The organism is Variovorax paradoxus B4 (assembly GCF_000463015.1).
GTDB classification, from domain to species: domain Bacteria; phylum Pseudomonadota; class Gammaproteobacteria; order Burkholderiales; family Burkholderiaceae_C; genus Variovorax; species Variovorax paradoxus_E.
In genome coordinates this window covers 484,203-505,624 of record NC_022234.1, presented here as the reverse complement: position 1 = coordinate 505,624, position 21,422 = coordinate 484,203, and the positions used below count along the sequence as shown (strand labels likewise).

Annotated in this window: 20 protein-coding genes; 13 read left to right on the top strand and 7 right to left on the bottom strand. The window is 68.9% G+C overall.

The genetic code is table 11. The features are described from left to right. Nucleotides 1-19: 19 nt before the first annotated feature. From VAPA_RS29550 to VAPA_RS29530, 5 genes are read left to right on the top strand one after another with little or no spacing between them, the layout of a single operon-like run. Nucleotides 20-1,081, top strand: coding sequence for an efflux RND transporter periplasmic adaptor subunit (locus VAPA_RS29550; RefSeq protein WP_021003888.1), 1,062 nt, complete (start codon nucleotides 20-22; stop codon nucleotides 1,079-1,081). After that, nucleotides 1,078-4,386, top strand: a complete 3,309-nt coding sequence (locus VAPA_RS29545; RefSeq protein ID WP_021003887.1) for an efflux RND transporter permease subunit — start codon at nucleotides 1,078-1,080, stop codon at nucleotides 4,384-4,386. Before VAPA_RS29550 ends, VAPA_RS29545 begins: the two co-directional genes overlap by 4 nt. Further along, entirely contained in the window at nucleotides 4,383-4,592 is a 210-nt protein-coding gene (locus VAPA_RS29540; protein WP_021003886.1) for a YgaP family membrane protein, read from the top strand. Before VAPA_RS29545 ends, VAPA_RS29540 begins: the two co-directional genes overlap by 4 nt. 2 nt (nucleotides 4,593-4,594) lie before the next feature. Further along, the gene (locus tag VAPA_RS29535) at nucleotides 4,595-6,004 is read left to right on the top strand and encodes a TolC family protein (protein WP_021003885.1); all 1,410 of its coding nucleotides are present in this window, start codon (nucleotides 4,595-4,597) and stop codon (nucleotides 6,002-6,004) included. 31 nt (nucleotides 6,005-6,035) lie between these two features. Then, complete coding sequence (locus VAPA_RS29530; RefSeq protein ID WP_021003884.1) at nucleotides 6,036-7,307, top strand: NAD(P)/FAD-dependent oxidoreductase; 1,272 nt, start codon at nucleotides 6,036-6,038, stop codon at nucleotides 7,305-7,307. Between the two features lie 153 nt (nucleotides 7,308-7,460). On the opposite strand, the gene VAPA_RS29525 is transcribed toward VAPA_RS29530, so the two are convergent. Both VAPA_RS29525 and VAPA_RS34640 read right to left on the bottom strand, forming a co-directional pair. Further along, nucleotides 7,461-7,763 (bottom strand): hypothetical protein, encoded by a 303-nt coding sequence (locus tag VAPA_RS29525; RefSeq protein WP_021003883.1) that lies wholly within the window; start codon nucleotides 7,761-7,763, stop codon nucleotides 7,461-7,463. 44 nt (nucleotides 7,764-7,807) lie between these two features. Next, nucleotides 7,808-8,212, bottom strand: a complete 405-nt coding sequence (locus tag VAPA_RS34640; RefSeq protein ID WP_021003882.1) for a hypothetical protein — start codon at nucleotides 8,210-8,212, stop codon at nucleotides 7,808-7,810. A gap of 200 nt (nucleotides 8,213-8,412) precedes the next feature. On the opposite strand from VAPA_RS34640, the gene VAPA_RS29515 reads away from it, so the two are divergent. Continuing rightward, a complete protein-coding gene (locus tag VAPA_RS29515) occupies nucleotides 8,413-9,066 on the top strand; it encodes a hypothetical protein (RefSeq protein ID WP_021003881.1) in 654 nt (217 codons plus the stop codon). 76 nt (nucleotides 9,067-9,142) lie between these two features. Here VAPA_RS29515 and VAPA_RS29510 read toward each other — a convergent pair whose 3' ends face one another. Together VAPA_RS29510 and VAPA_RS33660 are read right to left on the bottom strand one after the other, a co-directional pair. After that, on the bottom strand, nucleotides 9,143-10,165 hold the full coding sequence (locus VAPA_RS29510) for a ribose-phosphate diphosphokinase (RefSeq protein ID WP_230559097.1): 1,023 nt from the start codon (nucleotides 10,163-10,165) through the stop codon (nucleotides 9,143-9,145). Beyond that, nucleotides 10,162-10,602, bottom strand: coding sequence for an avidin family protein (locus tag VAPA_RS33660; protein WP_021003879.1), 441 nt, complete (start codon nucleotides 10,600-10,602; stop codon nucleotides 10,162-10,164). The genes VAPA_RS29510 and VAPA_RS33660 overlap by 4 nt, the downstream gene beginning before the upstream one ends. A gap of 359 nt (nucleotides 10,603-10,961) precedes the next feature. On the opposite strand from VAPA_RS33660, the gene ppsA reads away from it, so the two are divergent. Both ppsA and VAPA_RS29495 read left to right on the top strand, forming a co-directional pair. Next, nucleotides 10,962-13,406, top strand: coding sequence for a phosphoenolpyruvate synthase (gene ppsA / locus VAPA_RS29500; protein ID WP_021003878.1), 2,445 nt, complete (start codon nucleotides 10,962-10,964; stop codon nucleotides 13,404-13,406). Next, nucleotides 13,403-13,789, top strand: a complete 387-nt coding sequence (locus tag VAPA_RS29495) for a CBS domain-containing protein (RefSeq protein ID WP_021003877.1) — start codon at nucleotides 13,403-13,405, stop codon at nucleotides 13,787-13,789. The genes ppsA and VAPA_RS29495 overlap by 4 nt, the downstream gene beginning before the upstream one ends. A 23-nt stretch (nucleotides 13,790-13,812) precedes the next feature. Here VAPA_RS29495 and VAPA_RS29490 read toward each other — a convergent pair whose 3' ends face one another. Both VAPA_RS29490 and ftsH read right to left on the bottom strand, forming a co-directional pair. Continuing rightward, nucleotides 13,813-14,082 (bottom strand): hypothetical protein, encoded by a 270-nt coding sequence (locus VAPA_RS29490; protein WP_021003876.1) that lies wholly within the window; start codon nucleotides 14,080-14,082, stop codon nucleotides 13,813-13,815. A gap of 68 nt (nucleotides 14,083-14,150) precedes the next feature. Further along, on the bottom strand, nucleotides 14,151-16,043 hold the full coding sequence (ftsH, locus tag VAPA_RS29485; protein ID WP_021003875.1) for an ATP-dependent zinc metalloprotease FtsH: 1,893 nt from the start codon (nucleotides 16,041-16,043) through the stop codon (nucleotides 14,151-14,153). A 204-nt stretch (nucleotides 16,044-16,247) separates the two neighbouring features. Between ftsH and VAPA_RS29480 the strand changes: the two genes are divergently transcribed. The 3 genes from VAPA_RS29480 (at nucleotide 16,248) to VAPA_RS29470 (ending at nucleotide 17,957) form a co-directional block, all read left to right on the top strand. Beyond that, entirely contained in the window at nucleotides 16,248-17,201 is a 954-nt protein-coding gene (locus tag VAPA_RS29480) for a ribose-phosphate pyrophosphokinase (RefSeq protein WP_021003874.1), read from the top strand. Between the two features lie 65 nt (nucleotides 17,202-17,266). Then, a complete protein-coding gene (locus tag VAPA_RS29475) occupies nucleotides 17,267-17,470 on the top strand; it encodes a YgaP family membrane protein (protein ID WP_021003873.1) in 204 nt (67 codons plus the stop codon). 277 nt (nucleotides 17,471-17,747) lie between these two features. Beyond that, nucleotides 17,748-17,957 (top strand): hypothetical protein, encoded by a 210-nt coding sequence (locus VAPA_RS29470; RefSeq protein ID WP_021003872.1) that lies wholly within the window; start codon nucleotides 17,748-17,750, stop codon nucleotides 17,955-17,957. 69 nt (nucleotides 17,958-18,026) lie between these two features. On the opposite strand, the gene VAPA_RS29465 is transcribed toward VAPA_RS29470, so the two are convergent. Further along, complete coding sequence (locus VAPA_RS29465) at nucleotides 18,027-19,211, bottom strand: thiolase family protein (RefSeq protein WP_021003871.1); 1,185 nt, start codon at nucleotides 19,209-19,211, stop codon at nucleotides 18,027-18,029. A 215-nt stretch (nucleotides 19,212-19,426) separates the two neighbouring features. On the opposite strand from VAPA_RS29465, the gene VAPA_RS29460 reads away from it, so the two are divergent. Continuing rightward, the gene (locus tag VAPA_RS29460) at nucleotides 19,427-19,741 is read left to right on the top strand and encodes a BON domain-containing protein (protein ID WP_021003870.1); all 315 of its coding nucleotides are present in this window, start codon (nucleotides 19,427-19,429) and stop codon (nucleotides 19,739-19,741) included. A gap of 676 nt (nucleotides 19,742-20,417) precedes the next feature. Continuing rightward, on the top strand, nucleotides 20,418-21,422 hold the full coding sequence (locus VAPA_RS29455) for a sodium:calcium antiporter (protein ID WP_021003868.1): 1,005 nt from the start codon (nucleotides 20,418-20,420) through the stop codon (nucleotides 21,420-21,422).

The following is a 21,422-nucleotide window of genomic DNA, read 5'->3' as shown; positions in this document are numbered from 1 at the left end:
GGCCTTTTGAATTGCCCGTATGTCCAAAATCCGCCCACTGACCCTCGCCGCCCTGGTCGCTTCGCTCGCGCTGGCCGCGCCCGCACGGGCCGCCCCCGAGACGTTGAACGCAGTGACGGCGCAGCCCGCCGCGGCCGCCGCATCGGGCTTCGACGGCGTCGTCGAGGCGGTGCGCCAGACCGTGATCGCCGCGCAGGTGTCCGGGGCGGTGGTCCGGCTCGACGCCAAGGCGGGCGACGCCGTCAAGGCCGGCCAGGTGCTGCTGCAGATCGATGCCAGGGCCGCCGACCAGACTGCCGCCGCCAGCGACGCGCAGGTCCAGGCCGCACGCGCATCGCTGGAGGTCGCCACCAGGGAATACGAACGCCAGCAGCAGCTGTTCAAGAAGAACTACATCAGCCGGGCGGCGCTCGAACGCGCCGAATCCGAGTTCAAGGCGACCCGGGCGCAGGTCGCCGCGCAGGGCGCCCAGGCCGGCGCGGCGCGCACGCAGAGCGGGCTGCACGTCATCCGCGCACCCTACGCGGGCATGGTCGCGGACGTGCCGGTGTCGCTGGGCGACATGGCCATGCCGGGCCGGCCCCTGGTCACCGTCTACGACCCGTCCGCGCTGCGGATCACCGCGGCGATCCCGCAGACCGTGGCAGCGCAGATGGCGGCGGGCCAGCTGCCCCGGGCCGAACTGCCGGGCCTGGCTGCACAGCGCCAGTGGGTCACGCCGGCCCGCATGCAGCTGCTGCCCACGGTCGACGCGGCCACGCACACGGTGCAGCTGCGCGCCGACCTCCCGGCGGGCCTGGACGGCGTCGTGCCGGGCATGTTCGCGCGGCTGTGGCTGCCTTCGGCCAGCGAGGGTTCCAGCGTGAGGCCGAGCCTGTCGGTCCCGCTCTCGGCGATCGTGCGCCGCGCCGAACTGACCGGGCTCTACGTGCTCGATCCGCAGGGCCGGCCGCTGCTTCGGCAGGTGCGGCCGGGCCGCGTCGACGGCGACAAGGTCGAGATCCTCTCGGGCCTGATGCCCGGCGAGCGGGTGGCCACCGACCCGCAGGCCGCCGCCCGCTTTCGCCAGACCACGCCATGACGCAGCAAGGCCGGTCTTCGTCGCTGGGCATCTCGGGGCGCATCGCGGCGTTCTTCCAGGGCGCCCGGATCACGCCGCTGCTGGCGCTGATGGCGCTGCTGCTGGGCGCTTTCGCGGTGATGGTGACGCCGCGGGAGGAAGAGCCGCAGATCAACGTCACCATGGCCAACGTGCTGATCCCCTTCCCGGGCGCCAGCGTGCGGGACGTGGAGCAGATGGTGGCCGGACCGGCCGAGCAGGTGCTGGCGCAGATCGCGGGGGTCGAGCATGTGATGTCCGTGTCGCGCCCGGGCATGGCCGTGATCACGGTGCAGTTCAAGGTCGGGGTGCCGCGCACCGAGGCGCTGGTGCGCCTGTACGACACGGTCAACGCGAACGCCGACTGGCTGCCCCGGGGCCTGGGTGTGCTCGACCCGATCGTCAAGCCCAAGGGCATCGACGACGTGCCCATCGTGACGCTGACGCTCTTCAGCAAGAACACCGCGGTCGGCCCCTTCGACCTGGAGCGCGTGGCCCACAGCATCGAGGCCGACCTGAAGCGCGTGGCGGGCACCCGCGAGGTGAACACCATCGCCGGCGCGGGCCGCGCGGTGCTGGTCGAGCTCGACCCTGCGCGCATGGCCGGCGCCGGCGCCACCGTGGCCGACCTGCGCACGGCGCTGCAGTCCGCCAACCTCGGGCTGCCGGTCGGGGAGCTGATCTCGGGCAACCAGGCCGTGGCCATCGAATCCGGTCCGTTCCTGCGGCAGGCCAGCGAGGTCGGCGAACTGGTGGTCGGCGTGCGCGGCGGCAAGCCGGTGTTCCTGCGCGACGTGGCCACCGTGCGCGACGGGCCGCTGCCGCCCAGCCGCTACGTCTGGCATGGCGAGGCCGGCAGGGACGGTGCCGGCCCGGCCGAATATCCGGCGGTCACGCTCTCGATCACCAAGAAGCCGGGCGAGAACGCCATCGACGTCGCCGACGCGGTGATGCGGCGGGTCAACGTGCTGCGCAACACCGTGATTCCCGCCGACGTGCGGGTGGCCGAGACCCGCAACTACGGCGCCACGGCCAACGACAAGGCGCAGAAGCTGATCCAGAAGCTGCTGTTCGCCACCGCCTCGGTGGTGGCGCTGGTGTTCGTGGCGCTGGGCCGGCGCGAGGCGGCGATCGTCGGCGCCGCGGTGGTGCTGACGCTGACGGTCACGCTGTTCGCCTCCTGGGCCTGGGGTTTCACGCTGAACCGGGTGTCGCTGTTCGCGCTGATCTTCTCGATCGGCATCCTGGTCGACGACGCGATCGTGGTGGTCGAGAACATCCACCGCCACCAGCAGCTGCACCCCGGGCGCACGCTGGCGCAGATCATTCCCGGCGCGGTCGACGAGGTGGGCGGCCCGACCATCCTGGCCACGCTGACGGTGATCGCCGCGCTGCTGCCGATGGCCTTCGTGTCCGGCCTGATGGGGCCCTACATGAGCCCGATCCCGATCAACGCGAGCATGGGCATGCTGCTGTCGCTGGCGATCGCCTTCGTGGTCACGCCCTGGCTGGCGCGGCTCTGGATGAGGGCCGCGCCGGCCCACGCCGCCGAGCCGGACGGCCGCACGGCAGCGCACGGCCTGGCGGGCAAGCTCGCGCCGCTGTTCGAGCGCGTGTTCCGTCCGCTGCTCGACGAGCGGCGCGGCGTGCGCAACCGCCGCTTCCTGGGCCTGGGCATCGGCCTCCTGATCGCGGTCTCGCTCGCGCTGCCGGCGAGCGGCCTGGTCCTGCTGAAGATGCTGCCCTTCGACAACAAGTCGGAATTCCAGGTCATCGTCGACATGCCGGCCGGAACCCCGGTCGAACAGACCGCCGCGGTGCTGCAGGAGCTGGGCGCATACCTGGCCACGGTGCCCGAGGTCACCGACTACCAGGCCTATGCCGGCACGGCCGCGCCGATCAATTTCAACGGGCTGGTGCGCCAGTACTACCTGCGCGCCGGCGGCGAGGTCGGCGACCTGCAGGTCAATCTCGTCGACAAGCACCAGCGCAAGGCGCAGAGCCACGCGATCGCCACCCGCGTGCGCCCCGCCCTGCAGAAGATCGGCCAGCGATTCGGCGCCAACGTCAAGGTGGTGGAAGTGCCGCCGGGCCCGCCGGTGCTGTCGCCCATCGTGGCCGAGATCTACGGGCCCGAGGCCGAAGGGCGGCAGCAGGTCGCCAAGGCGGTGCGCGCGGTGTTCGAGAAGACCGCAGGGCTGGTCGACGTGGACGACAGCAGCATCGCCACCGCGCCCAAGACCCTGCTGCTGGTCGATCGCCAGAAGGCGGCGATGCTGGGCGTGCCGCAGCAGGCCATCGTGACCACGCTGCGGGCGGGCCTGGCCGGCGAGGCCACGGCCTATCTGCACGACCAGAGCAAGTACCCCGCCGCCGCGACCCTGCAGCTGCCGGCCGAACGCCAGGGCGACCTGAACGCGCTGCTGCAGCTCACGGTGCGCAGCGCCGCGGGCCACCTGGTGCCCATTCGCGAACTGGTCAGGGTGACGGACACGGTGCGCGAGCAGCCGCTCCATCACAAGGACCTGCTGCCGGTGAACTACGTCGTCGCCGACATGGCCGGAAAGCTCGACAGCCCGCTGTACGGCGTGTTCGCGATGCGCGGCGAACTGGCCCGGATCGCGACGCCGGGCGGCGGCACGCTCGTGGAATACTTCATCCGCCAGCCCGAGGACGCCTGGCGCGACTACGCGCTCAAGTGGGACGGCGAGTGGCAGATCACCTACGAGACCTTCCGCGACATGGGCGCCGCCTACGCGGTGGGCCTGGTGCTGATCTACCTGCTGGTGGTGGCGCAGTTCGGCTCCTACCTGACGCCGCTGATCATCATGGCGCCGATCCCGCTGACGATCATCGGTGTGATGCCGGGCCACGCGCTGCTGGGCGCGCAGTACACCGCGACCAGCATGATCGGGATGATCGCGCTGGCCGGGATCATCGTGCGCAATTCGATCCTGCTGGTGGACTTCATCAACCTGCAGGTGCGCGAGGGAATGCCGTTCAAGGACGCCATCGTGCACTCGGCCGTCACGCGCGCGCAGCCGATCATGCTGACGGGCCTGTCGGCCATGCTCGGCGCCTTCTTCATCCTCGACGACCCGATCTTCAACGGCCTGGCGATCTCGCTGATCTTCGGCATCTTCGTCTCCACCGTGCTGACGCTGGTCGTCATCCCGATCCTCTACTACGTCGCCTACCGCCACCGGCTGGGCGCGATCACGGCGGGGTCCGCGGAGCCGGACCCGGCCTCTTTCACCGTCCCACCACCTCAAGGAGCTTCCACATGACTTCCTGGCAACTCGTGCGGCTCGTCGCCGGCACCCTCATCCTGCTCTCGCTCGCCCTGGGCGTGCCGGGCAGCCCGATCTACGTCAGCACCTGGTGGCTGGCCTTCACCGCCTTCGTCGGCGCCAACCTGCTGCAGAGCGCGCTGACCAAGTGGTGCCTGATGGAGACCATCATGCGCAAGCTCGGCGCGCGCCCGGGCTGCTGACCATGGCCGTCGCGCCCGGGCCGATGCGCCTGCGAGCCTCGCTGCTCGTGGCCGCGATCGCGCTGGCGTGCGCCGCGCCCGCGGCGCGCGCGACGGACCTGCTCGACGTGTGGCGTGCCGCCGAACAGGCCGACCTGGACCATGCCGTGGCGCGCGAGGCGCATGCGGCCGCCATGCCGCGCCGCGACCAGGCGGCCGCGCTGTGGCGGCCCAGCGTCAACGTGAGCGCCTCGGCCGGCATTGCGACGCACGAAACCCGCACGCGCGGCGCGCAGTTCTCCGCGCCGGGCTCCAGTCCATCGAGCGGCGTGAACTTCAACACCTCGATCAAGGACGGCACGGCGGGCCGCTGGGCCATCTCGGCGAGCCAGCCGCTGTACAACCCCGAGCGGCGCGCCCAGCAGCAGCTGCTGGGCCTCTCGGCCGATCAGGCCGACCTCGAGTGGCAGTCTGCCCGGCAGACGCTGATGCTGCGCACCGCGCAGCGCTATTTCGACCTTGCCCTGGCGGCGGAATCGCTGCGCGTGCTGAGGCTCCAGCGCGACGCGGTCCAGCGGGCCTCGACCGAAGCACAGGACCGCTTCACGCTCGGCGCGACGCCCGTGACCGACACGTACGAGGCAGGCGCACGCCTGGCCGGCATCCAGGCGCAGGTACTGGCGGCCGAGACCGAGGTGCGGCTCAAGCGCGAGCTGCTCGCCGACAGCACCGGCATGCCGCCCGCGGCGCTGTCGGCCCGCCTGCCGGCCGGCCGCTCGACCGACGCCCGGCCGCGGCCGCTGGATGCGTGGCTGCTCGAGGCACAGGCCGGCAATCCGGACATCCGGGCGCGGCAGATCGCCACCGAGGCCGCCAGGCAGGAGGCCTCGAAATTCAGCCTGCAGTCTTCCGTCACGGTCGACCTCGTCGCCCAGGCCTCGCGCGACCGGCTCAGCGGCAGCGGCGATTTCGGGTCGGCCGCCAACCGCGGCACCGACCGCATGATCGGCGTCCAGATCTCGGTGCCCCTGTACACGGGCGGCATGCGCAGCGCCAGGCAGGAGGAGGCCCTGCGCCTGGCCGACAAGGCCGCCGCGGAAGCGGATCGCAGCCGCCAGCAGACCGCGCAGCAGGTTCGCTCCGCCTGGCTCGGGCTGAGCGTCGGTGCCGAGCGCGTGCAGTCCCTGGCGCAAGGCGTGAAGGCGAGCGAGGCACGGCGCGATGCGACGCACCTGGGGCACGAGGTGGGCGAGCGCACCACCCTGGACGTGCTGAACGCCGAGAACGACGCCGCCGCCGCCCGCCTGGCGCTGGTGCAGGCCCGTGCCGGGCTGCTGATGGACAGGCTTCGCCTCGCGGCGCTCGCCGGGCAGCTGGACGACACCATGCTGCGCGCCGTCGACGAGGACCTCGAGCCGGCAACCCCGAACTGAATTCCTGCATCACGTCATCGAGGAGACATCCATGGCCCACATCGTCATTCTTGGCGCCGGCACCGGCGGCATGCCCGCCGCCTACGAGCTGCGCGCGGCACTGGACACGTCGCACCGCATCACGGTGGTGAACGCCGTCGACTACTTCCAGTTCGTGCCTTCCAACCCGTGGCTCGCGGTGGGCTGGAGAAAGCGCAATGCGATCACCTTCCCGATCCGCCCGCACCTGGAGAAGAAGGGCATCGAGTTCGTCGCCCAGCGCGTGACGCGCATCGACGCGGCGGGCAATGCGCTGGAGCTGCTGGACGGCAGCGCCCTCCCCTACGACTACCTCGTCATCACCACCGGTCCCAAGCTGGCCTTCGACGAGGTGCCGGGCGCCGGCCCGGACGGCCACACGCAGTCGATCTGCGTCGTCGACCACGCCGAGAAGACCTGGGCGCAGTACCAGGAGTTCCTGAAAGACCCCGGTCCGGCCGTCATCGGCGCGATGCCCGGTGCGTCGTGCTTCGGCCCGGCCTACGAGTTCGCGTTCATCTTCAACACGGATCTCAAGCGCCGCAAGCTGCGCCACAAGGTGCCGATCACCTACGTGACCAGCGAGCCCTACATCGGCCACCTGGGACTGGGCGGCGTGGGCGACTCGAAGTCGATGCTGGAGAGCGAGTTCCGCAACAACGACATCAAGTGGATCACCAACGCCAAGGTGACGCGGGTCGAGCCCGGCAGGATGCTCGTCACCGAGATGGACGAACACGGCCAGCCGAAGAAGGAGCACGAGCTGCCCTTCAAGTTCAGCATGATGCTGCCGGCGTTCAAGGGCGTCGATGCGGTCGCGGCGGTCGAGGGCCTGTGCAACCCGCGCGGCTTCGTGCTGATCGACGAATATCAGCGCAGCAGGAAGTACCGCAACATCTTCTCGGCCGGCGTCTGCGTGGCCATCCCGCCCGTCGAGGCGACGCCGGTGCCCACCGGCGCGCCGAAGACCGGCTACATGATCGAGACCATGATCACGGCCATCGTGCACAACATCGCGGCCGAACTCGCCGGCCGTCCGGCCGATGCCAAGGGCACGTGGAACGCCATCTGCCTGGCCGACATGGGCGACACCGGCGCCGCCTTCGTGGCGCTGCCGCAGATTCCGCCGCGCAACGTGAACTGGTTCAAGAAGGGCAAGTGGGTCCATCTGGCCAAGATCGCCTTCGAGAAGTATTTCATGCACAAGATGAAGAACGGCACGTCGGAACCGATCTACGAGAAGTACGTGCTCAAGGCGCTCGGCATCGAGCGGCTCGAACGCTGACGTCGGTCGATCGAGTGGCCTGCTCGGTGTCTCGCCGGAAGCGGCGCGGCCATCTGGGCGTCGGGCTTGCTGTCAGCCGGACATGCGCCAGCTGCCGCCGTCCTGGCGGCAGGCGCTGCCGAGCGCGGTGTCGGCACGGCCGCCGACCACGGCTTACACGGTGAACTCACGGCAGAGGGTGCCGAGCTGCTCGAAAGTGCGCGTGGGCGTGAGCACGAAGCTGTCGCCCGTCTCGCGGTTGCGCCAGTTCGCGGATTGGCCCAATGGCAGCGATTCGAGCGCGCGCGCTGCCTGGCGGCGATCGGTCTCGTCCATGGCGCGGGCGGCCACGCTGCCGAGGCCCGCGCCCGCAAACGCGCCGACGAGCGTGGCGTCCCGATCGCGCGCATGCATGCCGGCGCAGCCACCCAGCAAGAAAGCCAGCAAGGGAACGGCAAGGGTCGCTGCGCGCTTCATTCGCATCTCCAGGTGGCGCCTCGATCGGCCGCGAAGGACGGGCCTCATGGCCGGCCTGGCCGGGCAAGCCGCGTCGGTCCCGCGGCGGATGGCGCTGGCACCGGGAACTCCAGCGCACCCGTCGTGCTCCTCGGCGCGAAGCCGTAGAAGCGCTCATTGAGATGGCGGGCGACCTCCAGGACATCCTCATCGCTCCATCCGAGCGAGGCGGCCTGCTGCCAGTGCCGCACCTGCGCTTCGAGGCTGGCCCAGTCGTTGACCAGCTTCCCGCTGCGCCAGTGCATCTTCTCGCTGTGGCAGGCGATGCAGTTCGTGTCGTAGAGCAGCTCGCCGCGGGATTGGGCCCGGGCCGGGCTGCCGTGCAGGAACACGAGGGCCATGGCAATCGCTGCCAATGTCCGCAAGCGCTGCGCAAGGCAGCCATCCGCGGGAACGAGCATGGGGCGCATCGGGGACTCCTCTGTCTATCTGTTCGACCGTCAGCAGCGAGACGCCATCCTCCGCGCCGCCGAGGATCGCCGCTTGATCCAGCGCAACCGAAGCCCGCGATCGGGTGCCTAGAGTGGAAATTCCTCGAACCCGCTTCTGGAGCACTCCCCATGAACGCCGCACCGGCCCGCCTGGATCGCATCACTTCACCGAGAATCCCATGACCCACCACACCCTACCCCTCTTTCCCACGGATCGCGTCGTTCGCGCCCTGATCGCACCGGTCGCGATCGCCATGGGGGCCGCGGCGTTCGCCCCCGCCGCGCTTGCCCAGGACTACACCGCCCCAGCCCAGCTGAGCCCGCCGGAAGGCGGCGCCCAAAAGGCTCGCGATGCCGCCGCCCGGACCGCGCACGATGCGGAGAAGGCGGCCCGCAAGGCGGCCGATGCCGCCGAGGCCGCAGCGCAAAGGAGCAAGGTCGCTGCGGGCAAGGTGTCGAAGGCGCTGGCCGAAGGCATCCGCCGCGCCGCGCAGAAGGCGGCCGAAGCGGCCAGGCGGCTGGAAGAAAAGACCGCGGCATCCAGCGGCAAGGCGCTCGAGGAAACCAGGGATGCCGCGCGCGCCGCCCAGGAGGAAAGCGCCAAGGCGGCGGCGGCCACCAGGGAGGCAGTCGCCAGGGCCGAGGAATCGGTCCAGCGCGCCGCGCAGTCGGGCAAGGAAGAGGCCGAGAAGGCCGCACAGGCGACGCGCGAAGCACTCGACAAGGCGGAAGAAGCAACCCGCAACGCAGCTCGCGCCGCAGCGGACCTGTCCCGGCGCACTGCCGAAGCCATGAAGCGCGCCACCCGCCCCGCAGACACCGGAAAGAAGTGATCCCGCCCTCCGTGGGGCCTTCGAAGGAGGCCGCCATCGAGCGGCCTGCGTCCAAGGCACACGGGCGGCCGGTCTTCTACCGATGCCAGCCAACGTGGCTGGCGCGGACCGCCTCCGCAAACAGCGGCACCGCCGACACGACCCTCAGCTTCTCCCTGGACGGTCCCTGCTCCGGCAGCCGGAACGGCGTCATGCTGTCGCTGACGACCAGCCTCGAAATCGCATCGTCCGCCAGCGTCTGCGGCGCGTTTCCCACGAAAAGCCCATGGGCGGCAAAGGCCGTGACGCTCTTGGCGCCCGAGAGGCGCAGCGCCCGGGCGCCGCGCAGCAGGGTCTCGCCGCTGGCGACCAGGTCGTCCAGCAGCAGCACGTTCGTGCCCGCCACTTCGCCTGCGACCAGCTCCCCTCCACTCAGGATTCCAGCGCTGCGGCGCTTGTCGATCATCGCGAAACGCACCGGCTCGCGCAGGTGCTCCTCGAGCGCCTCGCGCCACAGCAGGGCACGCTTGACGCCGCCCGGATCGGGAGACGCGACCGCGATCGGGCTGCCGCCGCCGGCGATTTCCTCCGCCAGGTGTCGGAACGCATGGTGCACCGACAGGTGGATGAAGGGACAGCGGAACGCGTTCTGGAAGGCGGCGACGTTGTGCACCTCCAGCACGATGAGCTGCGCCATGCCCGCCGACTCCAGCCACTGCGCCAGGCAACGCAGGCCCAGCGGATCGAACGGCTTGGTCTGCCGGTCCTTGCGCGCATAGGCCAGGTAGGGAACGACCGCGGTCACGCGCGCGGCGCCATGGTCCTTGAGCGTCGCAATGAACATGAGAAGCCGGCAGATCTTGTCGTGCGGGCTTTCCACCGGGCCACCGTGCAGGCTCTGCACCACATAGGCATCGGCGCCGCGCGGGTCGACCAGCGGGCGCAGCTTGCGCTCGCCATCGGGAAACGCTCTTTCCTCCAGTGGCGACAGCGGGACGTCGAGCGCATCCGCGAGCGCCCGCCCGAGCGGCTCGTCGGGTTCGAGCGAGAACACCAGCATCGATCGCGCCTCGGCGACGTCGCGCCGCAGGGCGGCCTCGGCCTTCGTGCTGCAGGTCACGCGTCGCTCCCCGGCGTCCGATCGATCGCCTGGCGGAACACGTCGGCGCCCGTGTGGACCGTGGTCCACAGGCCGGCAGCCTCGTCGGCATCCGGGAGGTCCACGATCAGGTGCCACAGGGTTTTCAGCTCCGGAACGCCATCGTTGTCGACCACCTGCCCGACCCAGGACGTGATCGATCGCATGTGCGCGGGCCAGAGCACCGCGAATGCGACAATGTCTGCGCGCACGAAGCCGCTGATGGGTCCGCTCAAGACGCCGGCGTCGTCGCCCACCGCCGACGTGTAGGTGCCCAGGACGCGGTCGCCGTCGACCGCGATGTCGGCCACCGACCCGTACTCGTTGGTCCAGCGCCCGGTCACCAGGCCCTGCGGGGATTGGGGGTTGTCCGCCATCGCTCCCCCGGCCCATTGGGCCAGCACTCGTTCCAGTCTCATGGCTGCCATCCTTCCATTCGTGCCGCCCGCCAGCCGCGAGCAGACGGTCAGGAACCACTTCCAACCGTGCCGCGACTCTAGGCCGGCCCGGGGTCGCAGTCCTTGCGCCAGCGCAAGCGCATGCGGCCATGCCGCTTGCCTTTCAGGGCGTTGCAGGACCCGCCACCGGCGGTCTCCGAGGGGCCCTGCCCGACCTCTTCCGAGGAGAGGCCTGATGCGGCTTCGTTGTCGATCGCCGTCTCTTGCGCCATGTCAAGGTGCAGCGCCGCATCTTCCCGATACTGGCCATCTCTTGGCCTGCATCCGAAGGGCACCGCGCCGAAAGCGCAGGCACGGCAACACAATGCAAGGAGATGCCCATGGCCTCGCAAGCGAGCTATATCCGCTGGTTCCGCGAACTCGGTGCAGACGACGTGCCAACCGTCGGCGGCAAGAACGCATCGCTCGGCGAGATGTACCGCGCGCTCAGTCCACTTGGCGTGCGCGTGCCCAACGGGTTCGCGATCACCGCCGAGGCGTATCGGCGAACGCTGGAACGCGCCGACGCGCTGCCGCGCCTGAGGGAAGCGCTGGCTGGGCTGGACGTCCAGGACGTCGATGACCTGGCCCGGCGCGCACAGCGCGCTCGCGAGATCGTCTACGCCGCCGCGCTCCCCGACCAACTGACGAGCCAGATCCGCACGGCCTATGCGCAGCTGCAGGCGGAATACGGCACCGAGATGACCGTGGCGGTGCGAAGCTCCGCCACCGCGGAAGACCTGCCGACCGCGAGTTTCGCCGGCCAGCACGAAACCTTCCTGAACATCTCCGGCGAGGCACGGCTGATGGACGCCGTACGGCTGTGTTTTGCGAGCCTCTTCAAGGACCGCGCGATCGCCTACCGCGTCGACAACGGCTTCGACCACTTCCAGATCATGCAGTCGGTGTGCGTGATGCAGATGGTGCGCTCCGACCGTGCCGCCAGCGGCGTCATGTTCACGCTCGATACCGACAGCGGCTTCCGCGACGTCGTCTTCATCACCGGCGCCTACGGCCTGGGCGAGAACGTCGTCCAGGGAACGGTGGATCCCGACGAGTTCTACGTCTTCAAGCCCACCCTGAAGCTGGGCCACCGCACCGTGCTGCGGCGCAAGCTCGGCGGCAAGGATGTCCGGCTGGTGTATTCGAAGGGCGCCGGACGCGAATCCACCTGCAACCTGCCGACCTCGCCGGAGGACCGGGCACGCTACTGCATCGGCGACGCCGACGTGCTGGCGCTCGCCGATGCGGCGGTGGCGATCGAAGACCACTACAGCCGCCGCGCGGGATGCCCGACGCCCATGGACATCGAGTGGGCCAAGGACGGGCTGGACGGCCACGTCTACATCGTGCAGGCGAGACCGGAGACCGTGGCGTCCCGCAAGCCGCTCCACCGGATCGACGAATACCGCCTGCACGCGCCGGCCCCGCCCCTGCTCACCGGCCGCGCCGTGGGCTCGTCGGTCGCGTCGGGCAAGGCACGCGTCGTCACGGACGTGCTGGCGCTCGGCGAGTTCCGGCCGGGGGAGGTGCTGGTCGCGGAGACCACGATGCCCGACTGGGGCACCGTGATGAAGAGCGCGGCGGCTGTGGTCACCAACCGCGGCGGGCGTACCTGCCATGCGGCCATCGTGGCGCGCGAACTCGGCATTCCCGCGGTCGTCGGCTGTGACGACGCGACCGCCAGGATCCGCACCGGCGACGAGATCACCGTGTCCTGTGCCGAGGGCGCCGAGGGGCGCGTCTATGCGGGCGCGGTGCCGTTCGAGAAGACCAGCGTGGAGCTCTCGGCGCTCGCCCGGCCGCGGACGCACCTGATGGTCAACCTGGGCAACCCCGACAGCGCGTTCCAGACGGCCCTGCTGCCCAACGACGGCGTGGGTCTCGCGCGGATGGAGTTCATCGTTGCCGAACACATCAAGGTGCATCCGATGGCGCTGGTCCATCCCGAAAAGGTCGCCGACCCTGCGGTGCGTGCCGAGATCGCGCGCCTGACGCGTTCCTACGAACGGCCGGCCGACTACTTCGTGCGCGAACTGGCCGAAGGCGTCGGCACGATCGCGGCAGCCTTCTACCCGAAACCGGTGATCGTGCGCATGTCCGACTTCAAGACCAACGAGTACGCCAGCCTGCTCGGCGGCAGCGGGTTCGAGGCGAAGGAAGAAAACCCGATGATCGGCTTCCGGGGTGCGTCGCGCTACACGCATCCGGCCTATGCGGAGGGCTTCGCGCTCGAATGCGCGGCCATGAAGCGGGTGCGCGAGGACATGGGCCTCGCGAACGTCAAGCTCATGATCCCGTTCTGCCGCCGCATCCAGGAAGCCGAGCGCGTGCTCGAAGCGATGGCTGCGCACGGCCTGCGGCGCGGCGTCGACGGACTCGAGATCTACGTCATGTGCGAGATCCCGAACAACGTGATCCAGATCGACGCCTTCGCCAGGCTCTTCGATGGATTCTCGATCGGCTCGAACGACCTGACGCAACTCGTGCTGGGCGTGGACCGCGACTCGCGCATCGTGGCCTTCGATTTTGACGAGCGCGACGATGGCGTGAAGGCGATGATCCGCCAGACCATCGAAGGCGGCCGGCGCAACGGCCGCCACGTGGGAATCTGCGGCCAGGCGCCTTCGGACTATCCGGAGATGGCCGCCTACCTGGTCGAACTCGGCATCGATTCGATGAGCGTGACGCCGGACACGCTGCTCAAGATCACGCGCGACGTTCTCGCCGTCGAGCAGCGCCTCGCGCAGACGCCGCGCCAGCCAACAGAAGGAGCCATGCCATGAATCCAACCATCTCCACCCTGATGCGACGCCCGGTGCACAGCGCCGGCATGGACGACAGCGTGGCCGACGTGGAAGCCCTGCTCGCGGACAAGCACCTGACGTGGGTGCCGGTGGTGGAGCCGGGCCGGGGCGAGGTCGTGGGCGTCGTCAGCGCCTCGGACCTTGTCGCCTTCCACGCCCAGGGGCGCGATGCGGCGGCCACCCGCGCCTGGCAGATGTGCTCCTACAAGCCGATCGTCGTCGACGCGGCAATGCCGGTGAGCATGGTGGCCGCGCTCATGGTCGAGCGCGGGATCCACCATGTCGTCGTCACCGACAGGAACGGCATCGCCGGCGTGGTGTCGTCGCTGGATTTCGTGCGCACCTTCATGCCCTCTCACTAAGCCCTGGGTGGGCAGCGCAGGAACTATCCAAGGCGTTCCTCGTCCTTGGCGATGCCGCGGTCCGCGCAGGCGCTTCTCATGCGGGCCCGTTCGTGCTTCAGGATGAGACCGGCGTAGCGATCGCGCTCCTCGTCCGACATGTCGAGCGCGTCGCCGTCGGAACAGCCGACGACGAATCGCGACTCCTCGACAGTCAATCCATGAAGAACCTCCTGGCCCTTCGCGTTGATGGCCATGGCGTTCTGGCTCGCAAGGCGACGGCGCAGTGCCGTCGACATCCTCAGCATCTTCATACGCTACTCCTTCTTGCCTTGACTGAAATGTCCGGGGCGGCCGCGTGACCAGGCGAGTGCCATTGCGCTCAGCCGGCATCGGCAGGTGCGGGCATCCGATCCGTGACCGGACGCCGATCGGCGGCGGGACGGCCGGTCGACGCCTCGGCCGTGGCAGCCAACGCCAGCAGCTGCGACTCGTCCAGGGTCTCCTTGGCCATCAGCGCCTGCACGCACCGGTCGAGCGCCGCGCGCCGGGCGCGCAGCAGCCCGGTCGCGCGCTGCAGTGCCTGCTCGAGCAGGTCGCGCACCGCATCGTCGACGCGCTGCGCAGTCTGCTCGCCGGCCATGCCGGAGATCGCCGCCGATCTCGCGTCGGCCGAGGGCTCGGCGAACGGCGATGGCCGCTCGCCGTAGACCGCCAGCCCCAGGCCCGTGTCCATCCCATAGCGCAGCACCATGTCGCGCGCGAGGTTCGTGGCCTTCACCAGGTCGTCGGCCGCCCCGGTGGAGGGCTCGGCAAACACCAGCATCTCGGCGGCCCGGCCGCCGAGCAGCACCGTCAGCTTGTCGAGCAGTTCCGGGCGACGGAGCAAATGGCGGTCCTCGGTGGGCCGCTGCAACGTGTAGCCGAGCGCGCCGATGCCGTGCGGCACGATGGACACCTTGTGCACGCGATCCGCGCCGGGCAGCGCCAGTGCCGTCAATGCATGGCCGAGTTCGTGCGTGGCCACCAGTTCGCGCTCGCGCGGTCCGAGGATGCGGTTCTTCTTCTCGATGCCGGCAACGATACGCTCGATGGCCTGCGTGAAGTCGGACATCGTCACGGCTTCGCCGTTGCGCCGTGTCGCGACCAGTGCCGCTTCATTGACCACATTCGCGAGGTCCGCGCCCGCGAACCCGACCGTGATGGCTGCGACCTGGTCGAGGTCCACGCCGGCGGCGAGTCTGATCTTCTTCGCATGGACCTCGAGGATCGCGACACGCCCGACGCGATCCGGCCGATCGACCAGCACCTGGCGGTCGAAACGCCCGGCCCGCAGAAGCGCAGGGTCCAGTGTTTCCGGCCGATTGGTGGCCGCCAGCAGCACCACCCCGACGCTCGGGTCGAAGCCGTCGAGCTCCACCAGGAGCTGGTTGAGCGTTTGCTCGCGCTCGTCCTGCCCGCCTGCGACCGACAGCGCGACGCGGGCCTTGCCCAGCGCATCGAGTTCGTCGATGAAGATGATGGCAGGCGCGTTCGCGCGCGCCTGGTCGAAGAGGTCGCGCACACGCGCCGCGCCCACGCCGACGAACATCTCGATGAACTCGGAGCCGCTGATCGAGAAGAAGGGGACGCCGGCCTCGCCCGCCACCGCGCGTGCGAGCAAGGTCTTGCCGGTGCCCGTCGGTCCCATCAGCAGAATGCCCTTGGGCATGCGCGCGCCCAGGCGCCCGTGCTCCTTCGGGTTCTTGAGGAAGTCGATGATCTCCTGCAGCTCGGCCTTGGCTTCGTCGACGCCGGCGACATCGTCGAAGCGCACGCCCGTGCTCTTCTCCATGTAGATCTTGGCCCTGCTCTTGCCGATGCCCAGCAGACCGCCGCCAAGTCCGCCGCCTGCCCGGCCTGCCATCATGCGCCACACCCCGAAAAGCAGCAGGGCCGGGACGATCCACGAGAACAGGCTCTGCACCCAGGTCGGGCTTCGCACGCGCTGGTAGGGCACGCCGAACGATGCGAGACGCTCGGCAACCTGCGGCTCGACCATCGTCGAGACCACGGTCTGCCGGCCACCGGGCTCGGGCGCCTTGAGCCGGCCGGTGATCACCGCGTCCCCTACCGTGACTTCGGCGATCTTGCCCTCCCGCAGCTGCTGCTCGAAGGCACTGTAGGGGAGTACCTCGACCTCCCGGCGCTGTTCCCAGTAGTCCCATGCGAGCATGCCCAGCGCCAGCGCGAGCAGCACCGGCCCCAGGTTCAGATGATCCGTCCACTTCTTCATATCGGCCTCTGCCTCTGTGAGATTCGAAGCATTGAGGCACGAATGTCGCCCGGCAGGCTTGATCCACGGCAAGTCCTGCGTCGCGCGCGCCCCGCGCTCCTTGATCCGGCTCAGTGCAGGAAATCCCCCCGGCCGCATGATGTATCAAGGCCATCTTGGCGACCCCGGCCACCGGGCCGCATTCTCGAGACGTCGGAGGCGATCATGCACAACAGCGAAACCAAGCCGCTCCGGCGCCCGGTCGTGATCGCGATGCCCGGAAACGAGCAGCTCGCCAACGAGCTGGCCACCCTGCTTTCGCTGGAGCGCGGCGCCGCCACGGTGCGGCGCTTTCCCGACGCAGAATCCTATGTCCGCATCGAGTCGCCGGTCGACGCGCGCGCGGCACTCATCGTCTGCACGCTCGACCGGCCCGACGACAAGCTCGTGCCGCTGCTCCTGCTGGCCGCGGCGCTCCGGGAGGCCGGCGCGCGTTCGGTTGGCCTGGTCGCGCCGTACCTGCCCTACATGCGGCAGGACCAGCGCTTTCGGCCCGGCGAAACGATCAGCGCCCACCATGTGGGGGCATGGATCTCGCAATGCGTCGACTGGCTCGTGACGGTCGATCCCCATCTGCACCGGATAACCGACCTGTCCCAGGTCTACAGCGTTCCGTCGCGCGTCGTCCATGCGGCGGGGAGCGTGGCGCAGTGGATTCAGGCGCATGTGCGCGACGCCCTGCTGGTCGGCCCGGACGAGGAAAGCGCCCAATGGGTCGGCGCGGTGGCGCAGGACGCCCATGCACCCTTCGTCGTGCTGCGCAAGACGCGCCGCGGCGATCGCGATGTCGAGGTCTCGCTGCCGGGCATCGAGCGCTGGCGCTCGCACACGCCGGTGCTGGTGGACGACATCGTCTCGACCGCCCGCACCATGATCGAAACGGTCGGCCATCTGCGCCGGGCCGGGCTCGCCGCGCCTGTCTGCGTGGCGATCCATCCTGTGTTCGCGCAGACGGCCTTCGAGGACCTGCGCGCTGCCGGCGCAGGCGAAATCGTCAGCTGCGACACCATCCGCCACCCGTCCAACCGGATCCCGCTCGCTGCGGCCATTGCCGCGAGCCTGCGCACGCTGCTGCCCGACCGCACCGCTCGCATCGGCCGGCGCGCCCGGATTCCTTGATCTGCCGCAACACCCGCCGGACTTGCACCGCACAAGATGCTCTCCAACCCTGCTAGGAGAAACGCATGTCCTACCTGTCGAAAAACATCGGCCCCCTCGACCGCACGCTGCGTGTCAGCGGCGGCGTGCTGCTCGTCGTGCTCGCCGCCACGGAAATCATCGGCCGCTGGGGCTACATCGGCGTGGTGCCGCTGCTGACCGGGGTGATCGGCACCTGCCCGCTCTATTCGCTCTTCGGCTTCAGCACCTGCCCTCGCGCCAGGCGCTGAACGCACGGCAAGGCCGCCATGTCCGCGCTTCAGTGGCTCGCCATCGTGCTGGTCGCGGTGCTGCTTGCTGCGGGGGCCTGGCTCGCGCTGAACATGTTCGTCTTCTGGATCACGCTCGACTGAGGCCGCGAGGCCCTGATACAGGCGATTGACACAGTGTTTCCGTCTGATGCGCAGCATTGATGATGTGGTGAAGTGCGAGTTCTAAATTGACATGGCGCGATTCGTCTTCCGAGTGCAATGACAAACGGAAACGCAGGCGCACAAGGAGATCAAGATGGACACACCCAACGCATCCAGTGGCTACGAACTGCGGTTTCATCCCTTGTTCGCCAATCACCGCGCCTTCGCCTTTCCGTGTGACGCGGTCGGCCACGTCGACATGGACTCGCTCAGCGAACCCATGTTCAACAACTACCTGTATGCACGTGCGGTGATGGGGCTGGAGCTTTCCTGGCCCGAAGTTCGCCTGAGCCGGCCGCACTGACGGGTTGAAACCGACGGCGGCGGCCGATGTCCGCGCCGGACACGGCCTGGGCCCTCGGCGCTGCGCCGCTCAGAGCGTCTCGATGGCCAGTGCGATTCCCTGGCCGCCGCCGATGCACAGCGTGACAAGCCCGCGCTTGAGACCGTCGCGCCGCATGGAATGGATCAGGCGAGTGGCCAGAACCGCACCCGTGGCGCCAATGGGATGCCCGTGCGCAATGGCACCGCCTTCGACATTGACAATATCTTCCGCAAACGCGAGTTCCCGCAGGCAGGCCAGGGTGATGGCCGCAAACGCCTCGTTGATCTCCACCCGCTCGACCTGGCTGGCCGACCAGCCCGCCCGCGCCAGCGCCTGATTCACCGCGGGAATGGGGCCAAGCCCGAAGAGGGCGGGCTCCACGGCCCCCACGCCATAGGACACGAGCCGTGCCATCGGCTTCAAGAGGTTCCTCTCGGCCCAGCGGGCGTCGGCCACCAGCATGGCGGCCGCGCCCGAATTCAGGCCAGGGGAATTGCCGGCGGTGATGGAGCCGTCCTTGCGGAAGACCGGCTTGAGCAGCGCCAGCGATGCTGCCGAGGTCTCGGGCCGGTTGTGCTCATCCTTTGTGAACTGCGTCGAGCCCTTGCGGCCGGACAGTTCGACGGCGGCGATCTCCGCCTCGAAATGGCCTGCGGCCTGGGCTGCCGCGAATCGTTGCTGCGAGCGCAGGGCCCATCGGTCCTGGTCCGCACGCGAGACGGCATTTCTCGTGGCCAGGTCTTCGGTATGCCAGCCGGAATGATGCCCGCTGAAGGCATCGTTCAATCCGTCATGGAGCATGCTGTCGAACAGCGTCACATCGCCCATGCGGGCGCCCCATCGTCCCTGCGGATGAAGATACGGTGCCTGGTCCATGTTCTCCATGCCGCCGGCGATGGCGCAGTCGATCATGCCGGACCAGATTTCCAGCGCGGCACTCACGATGCCCTGCGCACCGGAGCCGCATACGCGGTTGACCGTGAGCGCGGGGAGTTCGACGGGCAGGCCCGCGTTGATTCCAGCCTGGCGCGCAGGGTTCATTTTCGCGCCCGCCTGGATGACGTTGCCCATCACAAGGGCCTGCACCTTGTCCGCCGGCAGCCCCGAGCGCCTCAGCGTCTCGCGCACGGCCACCGCGCCAAGTTCGGGCGCAGACACATCCTTGAGGCTGCCGCCATAAGTCCCTATGGCGGTACGGACCGGATGGCACAGAACGATGTTCCTCGAATTCATGGGGTACTCCTGGTGTGTTGAATCGCCGGACAGACTAGGCCTGCCGCCATGCGGCAGCCTTGACATCGATCAGCTGAGCGGCCCCTGGGCTTCCCCGTTGCCTGCACGGCAGGTCCGGTCAGCCGCGGCATCTGCGCCGGACCTTGAGCCAGCGCAAGTGCTGCGCGGGGGATTGTTCCTAGTCTTGTTCGGTCTCGACAACCCATGGAGTAATCATGAAGCCAGGCTCTCTCGGATTCCGCTGGATCGCTGCCGCGATCGTCCTTGCCGCGCTCACCGCTTGCGGAGGCACACCGACACGCGAAAGTACCGGTGAGTACATTGACGACACCGCGATCACGGCGCGCGTGAAGGCGAAGCTGGCGACCGACGCCAAGGCCCGGGCAAGGGAAGTGAATGTCGAGACGTTCAAGGGCCGGGTTCAGCTGAGCGGGTTCGCCTCGACCGTGGAAGAGCGGCGCGAAGCCGCCGCCATCGCCCGCTCTGTCAAGGGGGTGACGGAAGTCGTCAACGACATCCGCATCAAGTAGCGTTCCATCCCGCCAGCACGATGGTCGGCAGCACGCGCTCCGGCCGTTGTGCTCTTTGAGCTCACCGGGGATCAGAGGCCGGCTTCGCGAAGCCGCTGCACCAGATCGAACTCTTCGTCGTGCCGGGGTGCGGGCACCCGCCGACCGAGGATGCGCAGGCAAAGCGAAATTAGTTTCTTCATGGTGATTTCTCGCAGTGGAACGGGGTGGACGGATGGGCGGCTGCATTTCATCCGCACGCACGCAGGATGCCGCGCTCGCAAGCCGCAGGCCTTGATCGCCATCAAGGCCGCTGCTGTTGCCGTGCCGTGCACGCGCTCTTGACGCAGCGCAAGCCACGGCCTCCGATTCTTCCTAGCATTCGCAGAATGGCCCGGAAGCCGCCGGCATCCGTTCCGGAAAGCCTTCATCCGAGGAGCGACATGAGACATTCGCAGAAGCACAGAGGCAGGACGATCGTCGTTCAGGCACGGCATCGCGAGCACCATCATGGCTACACTTGGACCTATTCGGTCGAAGAACTGCCTGCCGTTGCAGGCTGCGGAATCACGGGGGACGACCCTGGCGCACGGGAGATCGCGCTGCGCCAGGCGATGTGCGCCGCTCGGCGGGCCATCGATCAGTTGGACGAAGCCCGGATCCCGCCCGGCGCCGGCACGCCGGGTCCTGCCACGGGATGAACCCCACCTTTCTCATATGGACGCAATTTGGCCTGTGTGTCTCGGCCATCGGCTTGGCTGGCTTTCGCCTGGTCCGCTACGGAGACGCCATCGCGGCGCTGACCGGCGTGTCGCGCAACTGGATCGGCATGATCCTCATTGCCACGGTCACTTCGCTGCCGGAACTCGTCACGGGCTTCAGCGCGGTCATGCTCGTGGGCGCCCCGGACATTGCGGTCGGGGATGTCCTCGGGAGCTGCGTGTTTAACCTGGCGATCCTCGCCCTGGTCGACCTGCTGCACCGCGACGGCTCCGTCTATTCGCGAGCCGGATCGGCGCACGTTCTGTCCGCGGCCTTCGGTGTGGTCCTGCTCTGCGCGGTCGGCCTGGCCGTGCTGCTGTCGCGCCAGGGCACCATGCCTGCCATCGGACACGTGAGCGCTTCCAGCCTCGTCCTGCTGGTGCTCTACCTGGTGGCCATGCGCACGATCTATCGCCTGGAGCAACGCGAGACGACCGTACCGGTGCAGGGGCACCCGGCGATGACGTTCAGGCATGCGCTGACAGGCTACGCCGTCGCCGCGGCGGTGATCATCGCTGCGGGCATCTGGCTGCCCTTTGTCGGTGTCGACCTGGCCCGGACCATGGGATGGTCGAACTCCTTCGTCGGCACGCTCTTCATCGCGTTCGCCACATCCGTGCCGGAACTCGCCACCACGCTCGGCGCGCTGCGCATCGGCGCCATCGACATGGCCCTGGGCAACCTGCTGGGCAGCAACCTGTTCGACGTGCTCATCCTGGTGCTGGACGACCTGGCCTACCTGCCCGGATCCATCTATCGCAACGTGGCGCAGGTGCATGCGGCAACGGCGATCACCGCTGCCATGATGAGCGGCGCCGTCATCGTGGCGCTGGTCTACCGCCCGACCGCGCGTGTGCTTCGGTCGATGAGCTGGGCGAGCATCTCGCTCGTGGTGCTGTACATGATCAACGCGGCGGTGCAGTTCCGCCACGTCCAGTAG